The following is a 7,917-nucleotide window of genomic DNA, read 5'->3' as shown; positions in this document are numbered from 1 at the left end:
GGATGCAGAAGGAACTGCACACCGGCATCGATCTGGCGGTGGCACTGATCAAACAGGACACATTGCCAGCGCTGTTGAACACCGCCACCCGCCAACTCGAAAGCGCCTTCGGGCTCAGCAAGTGCTGGGCGCTGGAACTCGACCTCAGCGGCCGGACCCTGCACTGCAGCAAACTGGACGAAGCGGGCGAGTTTGATTGTAACGACTTCAGCCACCCCTTTGCCCACGTGCTGCAGACAGGCCAGCCGCGGGAACTCACCCGTGCTGCCAGTTATCGCCTGGATCATGCCGGCTTCCAGACGCTCCTGGAACTCAGTGGCCGTCCAAGAAGCTTCTGGCTGGAGCCATTAAAGGGCGAAGATGGCCGCACCCTCGGCATGCTCGTGTTGTGCGGCGACCATCCTGACTGGCAGGGCATCGTTACGCAGCCACTGTACAGCGGCCTGAAGCAACTGCTGGTGCATCAATGGATCAGCCAGCTGCAAACCCGTGACCAGGTGTGGCAACGGCGGCTGCTCAAGCGCTCCCTGGACCACCTGCACGATGCCGAAAGCCTGCGCCAGCGCTGCAGCCAGTTGGCCTATACCCTGGTTGGCAATTCCGAAGCCATGACCCACCTCCGGGCCCAGGTGGTGCGAGCGGCTGGCAGCCAGCTGTCAGTGCTGATTCAGGGCGAAACCGGTTGTGGCAAAGATGTGGTGGCCCGGGGCATCCACGATATGTCCGACCGTGCCAGTGGGCCTCTGGTGGTGGTCAACTGTGCCGCCATCCCGGACACCTTGCTGGAGAGTGAACTGTTTGGTCACACCAAGGGTGCCTTCTCCGGTGCCGACCAGGCCAAAGAAGGTCTGCTGGCCCAGGCCAACGGCGGCACCCTGTTTCTGGATGAAATCGGCGATATGCCCATGGCACTGCAATCCAAATTGTTGCGGGTGCTGGAAAGCCGACAGTTCCGGCCATTGGGTGCCCGGGAAGAGCAACATTCGGATTTCCGCCTGGTGGCGGCCACCCATCAGCCGCTTCAGGAGGGCATTGAGGATGGCCGGTTCAGGCGGGACCTGTTCTACCGCCTCAGCCAGTTTCCCCTGCGCGTTCTGCCACTGCGGGAACGCAGTGAAGATCTGGAAGCGCTCAGCCGTCACTTCATCCGGCTCTACACCGAGCGCGAGGGCAGTGGCCCGCTGGGCATCAGCAGCCATGCCCTGAGCGCGCTGGCCGACTACAACTTCCCGGGCAATGTCCGGGAACTGCGCAACATCATCGAACTGGCCTGTCTGCAGACCCCGGCCGGTGACGACATTCAGCCGGAGGTCCTGCGCCTGGACGATCTGTTTGCCGACTCCCCGGAGTCGACCATGGCCTTCGTGGAAGCCAAAACCATCCCGGGCGTACCTCCGGCCGATGATATCCGAGACCTGAAAGCCGCCGCCCAGGCCTTTGAGGCCGCCATCATCCGCGAACGTCTGCGCCAGTATGGCGGCAATCGCGCCCAGGCCGCGGAAAGCCTGGGCCTGCCAAAACGCACACTGGCCCATAAATGTCTGAAGTATCAGGTAACCGACGTATGACCCTGAAAGACCTGCACCGATTGCCCTTGATGGTCCTGTTGCTGGTGAGTACCAGCAGTTGGGCCGATACCCGCCTGGCGGAAGCCCGGGCCTGCACTGAACAACCGAACCGGCTGGAACGTCTGGCCTGTTTTGATGAGGTGTTCGGTACGCCGTTGGCGCAGTACGAGGCCGGCCAGCATCCGGCATTGGTGAACCAGTCGGAGCGCTGGCGCCGGGTGTTTGCACAGGCCAGCGGGAACGATGCCGGCGGGGTGGTCTATCGCGACACCGGCAGCGCGGCGGGTCATCTGGTGACGGTGACCGCGCTCGGGGTAAAACCTCCACGCCCGGTGCTGTCGCTGCAGTGCCACAACAACATCACCGAGCTGGCCATCATGCTGCCGGAGCCACTGGATCGCGAGCGAGTGGACGTAACTCTGGGGCCCCATCGGGCACATTGGCGGGTTCGCGATGAAGGTTTGGTGGTCAGCGCGGGTCGCGGCCTGCCCGCTATCCGCACCGTACTGGATGTGGTCAACCAGCCGGATGTGCGCCTGCAGGCGGGGGTTCGGGAGCTTGATGGCCTGCTGTTTGACCTCAACGGCTTTGCTGAGGCGATCAAGCCTTTGCGCCAGGCCTGTGGCTGGTAAGGAGTGATGGCATGCAGGTGATTGAACAGCATCCGTACGTGGATCAGGTACTGAACCCGATCCCGGGTGACACCGGGGTAGGCGAAAGCCTGGCTGAAGACAGCACGCTGGAGTTTCTCGAAGACGAGATCATGAAAGTGGGCTCGCTGGCCCACAACGACATCGACTGGCACAAGGTTGAAAGCGAAGCACTGAAACTGCTGGCGGATCGCAGCAAGGACATCAAGGTTCTGGGTTTTGTCATGCTCAGCCTGCAACGTGGCGGCGATGGTGAACGGTTTGCCCTGTCGCTGTACCTGCTGCATCGGGTGCTGGACGACTGGTGGGAAAACGCGTGGCCCTATCCCGGTGCCAAGGGGCAGCGGGCTCGCAAGATGCTGTTTACGCAGATGCTGCAGCGGGCCCTTAAAGCGGTTGAGAGCCTGAACTTTGATGCCAGCGTAGGAGATGGTCGTCAGTTCTGTCTGGATCTGGTTGAGAAACTGGATACCCAGGCCAAAGACCGGGATTTACCTGACGACGCCCTGTTCGACCTGAAGCGGGCCGTGGAAAAGCTGCCCAAGCCGGACCAGGCCACCGCGCCCCGGACGGCGTCTGAAAACACCCCGACAAACAACCAGGAGAGCACGGCCAGCTCTTCGCCCTCCAGCGCGGCCAGTTCCAACACTACGGCCGCGTCGCTGGGCAATCTGACACTGGACCCGAGTAACGAGCGTGCGACCCGGCAGAGTCTGCTCAAGGTCGCCGAGCTGCTGACCAGCAGCGAACCGGACAACGCCCTGGGCTACCGGATGCGTCGGTATGCCATCTGGCAGAGTATCACCAGCCTGCCGCCAACCCGGGATGGCAAGCGCACAGATCTGGCAGCCGTCAGCGCAGACCGGGTGGCCGAGTACAGGGAAGCTCTGGAGAAAACACCGGACCTGGAACTGTGGCAGCGCATTGAACAAAGCCTGTCGGTCAGCCCGTTCTGGCTCGATGGCCACTGGCTCAGCGCCCGGGCGGCCATGGCCCTTGGCAATACCGATTGCGCGGAGGCCATCCGGGAAGCCCTGAAAGCGTTTGTCGACCGCCTGCCGCAACTGGCCGAGCTCACCTTCAACGATGGCACACCGTTTCTCAGTGACGATGGTGCAGATTGGTTGCACACAGCCCCGGCAGCTGGCAAAGGAACGGGCGCAGGTGCCAATCCCTGGGAGCAGGCATTCGACGGTGCGCTTGAGCTGGTGCGGCAGAACAAACTGGCGCCGGCCATGGAACTGCTGGAGCAGGGTCTGGCCGATGCCCGGGAGCCGCGCGAGCGCTTCTACTGGCGCCTGGCCACGGCCCGGCTGCTCAAGGAAACCGGCCTGAAAGCCCTGGCCGCCGAACAGATTCAGGATCTGAAAAACCAGATCCAGGGGCGGGTTCTCGAAGACTGGGAACCGGCTCTTATAAAACAACTGGAACGACTGGCGTAACGCCCGCAAGACGCAACGAACGCAGGAATGGAAACCATGTGGAGAAAAGCATTACTCATTGGTCGTTGGCTTCTGCCCTACATCCGCAGCGCCGCCCCCGTCACCCTGGCTCTGGGGGTAATTGCCCTGCTGGTAGCCACCTGGTGGCTGGGGCCACGCCTGGAAATCAACGGCGACTACCCGTTGATGGCCTGGCAGATGCGTGCTCTGGTCACCCTCGGGGTGGTCCTGCTGGTGGTGATGGTCTGGGGTACCATGCTGGCCCGTCGCCTGGGTAAAGTGAACAAGGCCAAGGCCGAGGAGCAGCGGGAGCAGGAAGACCCGATTCTGCCCATGGAGCGTCGCCAACAGCGGTTGCTGGACCGCCAGCTGCAGGCGTTGAAAAGCAATCTGCCGGGTCGCAAGGGCCTGTACCGTCTGCCCTGGTATCTGGTGATGGGCCTGGAAGATGCCGGTAAGACCAGCCTGATTCAGCGTGCCGGGCAAACCTATACCCTGACCAACGTCACCCGTAACAACCGGGGCGACCGTAACCCGTTCAGTTTTGACTGGTGGATTGGCGACAACGGTGTCCTGATCGACCCGGATGGCGAACTGCTGAGCCAGAACCAGGGCGAGGGTGCCACCGGTGAAATCCAGAGCCGGCTGTGGAACCACTTTATCGCCTGGCTGGAACGCAGTCGGCCCCAGCGGCCGCTCAATGGCGTTATCCTGGCTGTGGATCTTGCGCGCCTGAGCGCCGCCAACGAACAGCAGCGTGAAGCCCACGCCATTCTGCTGCGCACCCGCCTGCGGGAGCTGATGGAACAGCTTGGGTCCCGGCTGCCGGTGTATGTGACCTTCACCAAGATGGATCTGATGTACGGATTTGCGCCGTTTGTCCGTACTCTCAGCAAGGCGGAGAAGGATAAGGCCCTGGGGTTCACCTTCAGGCTGGACGGCCAGCAGGATCAGGACCAGTGGCTGGAACAGTTTGCCGAGCGTTACGCCGATATGGTGGATGAGCTCACCGAACGCCTGCCGGACGTGCTGGCCAACACCCGTGATAACGAAGAACGGGCGGCGGCTTATTCGTTCACCCGCCAGTTGGCGGGCCTGAAGCCGGCCATGGAGCAGTTCCTGACGGATTTGCTGTCGGCGGATGCCTTCTCCACACCGGCACTGGTACGCGGCACCTACTTCACCTCGGTGTTGCAGGAAGGTGTGCCCGAGGACGCCTTTGTCTCCGCTGCTGCCCGGAACTACCAGATGTCCGACCCGATTCAGCCGGCCCAGCGTGGTGGCCAGTCTGCGAGCCTGTTCACCAAGGGGCTGTTCCCCGAAATCATCTATCCGGAGGCGGGCCTGGCAGGGGATAACCGGCGGGTGGTGCGCCAGCGTCATCGTCGGGTGGCCGTTGCCGCCGTGGTGGCTCTGGCCGCCGGTGCGGGCATGACGGCGGGCTGGCAGCACTATTTTCTCCAGAATGCCGAAGCGGCCGCCCAGGTGGAAAACCGGGTGAAAAGCTATCTGAACGACTGGCAGCCGGTTGGCTATGAGCCGGACACCACCGGCCGTAATCTGCTGCAACCGCTGGATGAGCTGCGGGATGCCACTCTGGCCTTCGGCGATTACCGCAAGGAGTGGCGGCTGGTGACCGATATGGGGCTGTACCAGGGGCACAAGGTGGGCCCGGAAGTGGATAAGGCCTACCTGAACATGTTGGCCTATCAATACCTGCCTGCGCTGATGTTTGGTGTGATGGAGGAAATGGGCCAGGCCCCGGATAACAGCACTGAGCGGCTCGAACACCTGCGCGTGCTGCGGATGCTTTACGATGCCAGCGGCCGCCGTACCGACATCGTGTCCGGTTACATGCGTGAATACTGGCAGGCCCGTTTCCCCGGACAGCGCGATGTACAGAATCGCCTGTATGGGCACCTGCAATACGCCATGGCCCACACCGACCTGTCGGACCTGGCAGCCAACGGCGACCCAACCGCCACTATGGCTCTGGCGCCCTTCCGCAGCAGTGTTGAATGGGCACAGCACGAGCTTGGTCGTATCAGCACCTCAGACCGCGTATACCGCGAGCTGGAGAATGAGGCCAGCCGTGATTTCCCGACCCCACTGGAACTGGCCCGCAGCTCCGGCCCGGCGTTCTCGACCGTGTTCACCCGCCTGGACAGTTACGGCGAGCCGCTTGCCGAGGATGTGCCGTCTGCTGAGGATCCACTTTCGATACCAGCGTTGTTGACCCGGGAGGGACTGGAAAAATGGTTCCTTCGGGAATCCGGATCGGTCACCGAACTGGCCTTGATTGACGCCTGGGTGCTGGGCCGTCGGGATGATGTTGATTTCAGCAAGGCCGATGAAGCCGAACTGCTGGCCAGCCTGCAAACGCTGTACGCCGAGCACTATGCCGAGGCCTGGCGCACAGCGCTGAGCCGGCTGGATATCCATCGGTTTGAGGATCTCAACCACGGCGTTCGTATTCTCGACAGCCTGACCAGCGGCCATCAGCCACTGGCCCGATTGCTGGCGCAGGTGCGGGAAAACACCCGCCTGATTCCGGTAGGTGAAGGCGAAGCGGAAGCCGCACGCAAGTTGCTTGAGCAATCTCCCCATTACCGCATGCTGCAGGACATCGAGCGCCAGTTCAGTGATCTGAACCAGCTTACCCGCAAGCAGGGTGAGGAGCCGTCTGGGCTGGAGGAAGTCATGCTGGTGGTGGGTGAGCTGCATGAATACATGCGAAACATCCAGGAATCCCCGGATACCGGCAAAGCCGCCCTCAGTGCCGCTCGTGCTCGCATGGGCCTGCAGGGCGCTGACCCTATCTTCACCCTGCAACGCATGGCCGGTCATCAGCCGGAACCCCTGAACCGGATACTGAACCGCCTGGCCACCGAAAGCTGGCGGGTGGTTCTGGACAGTGCGGTGGCCCAGTTGGAGCGTGACTGGTATCGCGAGGTTTACCAGCCTTTCCAGCAGAACCTGGCCCGGCATTATCCGTTTACCCAGGGGGCAGGGCGTGATGCTGCGCTGCAGGACTTCGAGCGCTTCTTCGCGCCGGACGGTATTCTGGAAACCTTCTACAACGACAACCTGAAGCTGTTCCTGGAAGACCATCCGGAACATGTGGGTGATGCCCGCCGGGCCAGCCTGGTGCGACGGGACGTGGTTGCTGCGCTTGATCGTGCCCGGCAGATTCGCCAGGCGTTTTTCACCCGCAGCGGTACGCTGGATGTGGAATTCGCGCTGGAACCCCTGAACCTCAGCAACAACAAACGTCGCTCGGTGGTGAATATCGATGGCCAGCTGGTGGAGTTCTCCCATGGTCCCAGCCAGAGCATTCCGCTGGTATGGCCGAACACCCTGCGGGACACCGTGGAGAGTCGGGTAACGCTGGTGCCGATCCAGGTTAACCGCTCGCCCCGGAGCATTTCCGAAAGTGGTCCCTGGGCACTGTTCCGGTTGTTGGGTAAGGCGGACATCACCGGTGTCAGCAGCAATGCGGTGGACGTGAAGTTCACGGTGGATGACGGGGAAATGCGTTATCGCCTGCACGCGGCCAGCAATACCAACCCGTTCACAGAGCAATTGCTCTCAGGGTACCGCATACCCCGCAGCTTGTATTAAACTGTGTTCCGTCGCCCGGGTATGTGTGCCCGGGTTGGCGGGAGCCGGCACCCGGATGGCGCAGGCTGAAAACGGATACATTCAATCTTCAGGGATCGAAGTCATGCCCCAGGCAAGCGGATTGCAGTTCACCGCCCGTGTAGGCGAATTCCCCTCGGATCACTTTGTCGTTGTCGGCTTCGCGCTGACCGAACGGCTGTCTGATCTGTTCCATGGCCGGTTACAGCTGGCCAGCACCGACCCGGATGTGGCCGCCGCCGATGTACTGGAACAGCCGGTAGACCTGGTGGTGTGGCAGGACGGCCAGCCCCTGCGCCGATTTACCGGCGTGGTGAACGAATTTATGCGGGGCGACACCGGCCACCGCCGCACCCGCTACGAAGTGGTCATCCAGCCGCCCCTGTGGCGCCTGGGCCTGATGCACAACAGCCGCATCTTCCAGACCCAGACCACCGACGCCATCGTGCGCACCCTGCTCGAAGAGCGGGGCATTGTGGATTCCATCTTCGACTTCAAACGCCCACCGGAAGAACGGGAATACTGCGTCCAGCACCGGGAAACCGACCTGCAGTTCCTGGAACGCCTGGCCGCCGAAGAAGGCTGGCACTACCGCTACCAGCACGGCAGCGTGGATGG

5 protein-coding genes are annotated in these 7,917 nt (G+C 62.3%); all 5 read left to right on the top strand.

Annotated elements, in window-relative coordinates; genetic code table 11:
- Positions 1-2 precede the first annotated feature (2 nt).
- Positions 3-1,568, top strand: coding sequence for a sigma-54 interaction domain-containing protein (locus tag B3Y70_RS07880; RefSeq protein ID WP_011787127.1), 1,566 nt, complete (start codon positions 3-5; stop codon positions 1,566-1,568).
- Positions 1,565-2,200, top strand: coding sequence for a type VI secretion system-associated protein VasI (gene vasI, locus B3Y70_RS07875; protein WP_022991308.1), 636 nt, complete (start codon positions 1,565-1,567; stop codon positions 2,198-2,200). The genes B3Y70_RS07880 and vasI overlap by 4 nt, the downstream gene beginning before the upstream one ends.
- 11 nt (positions 2,201-2,211) lie before the next feature.
- Positions 2,212-3,660, top strand: a complete 1,449-nt coding sequence (tssA, locus tag B3Y70_RS07870; protein WP_286894566.1) for a type VI secretion system protein TssA — start codon at positions 2,212-2,214, stop codon at positions 3,658-3,660.
- Between the two features lie 27 nt (positions 3,661-3,687).
- Complete coding sequence (tssM, locus tag B3Y70_RS07865; RefSeq protein ID WP_153741737.1) at positions 3,688-7,281, top strand: type VI secretion system membrane subunit TssM; 3,594 nt, start codon at positions 3,688-3,690, stop codon at positions 7,279-7,281.
- A 103-nt stretch (positions 7,282-7,384) separates the two neighbouring features.
- On the top strand, positions 7,385-7,917 hold a 533-nt coding region (gene vgrG / locus B3Y70_RS07860; RefSeq protein ID WP_219194588.1), incomplete at its 3' end, for a type VI secretion system tip protein VgrG.

The sequence above is a fragment of the Marinobacter sp. UBA5687 genome, from assembly GCF_002420325.1.
In the GTDB taxonomy this organism is placed as follows: Bacteria; Pseudomonadota; Gammaproteobacteria; order Pseudomonadales; family Oleiphilaceae; genus Marinobacter; species Marinobacter nauticus.
The sequence above is the reverse complement of the archived record's forward strand: the minus strand, read 5'-3'. Positions and strand labels throughout refer to the sequence as shown.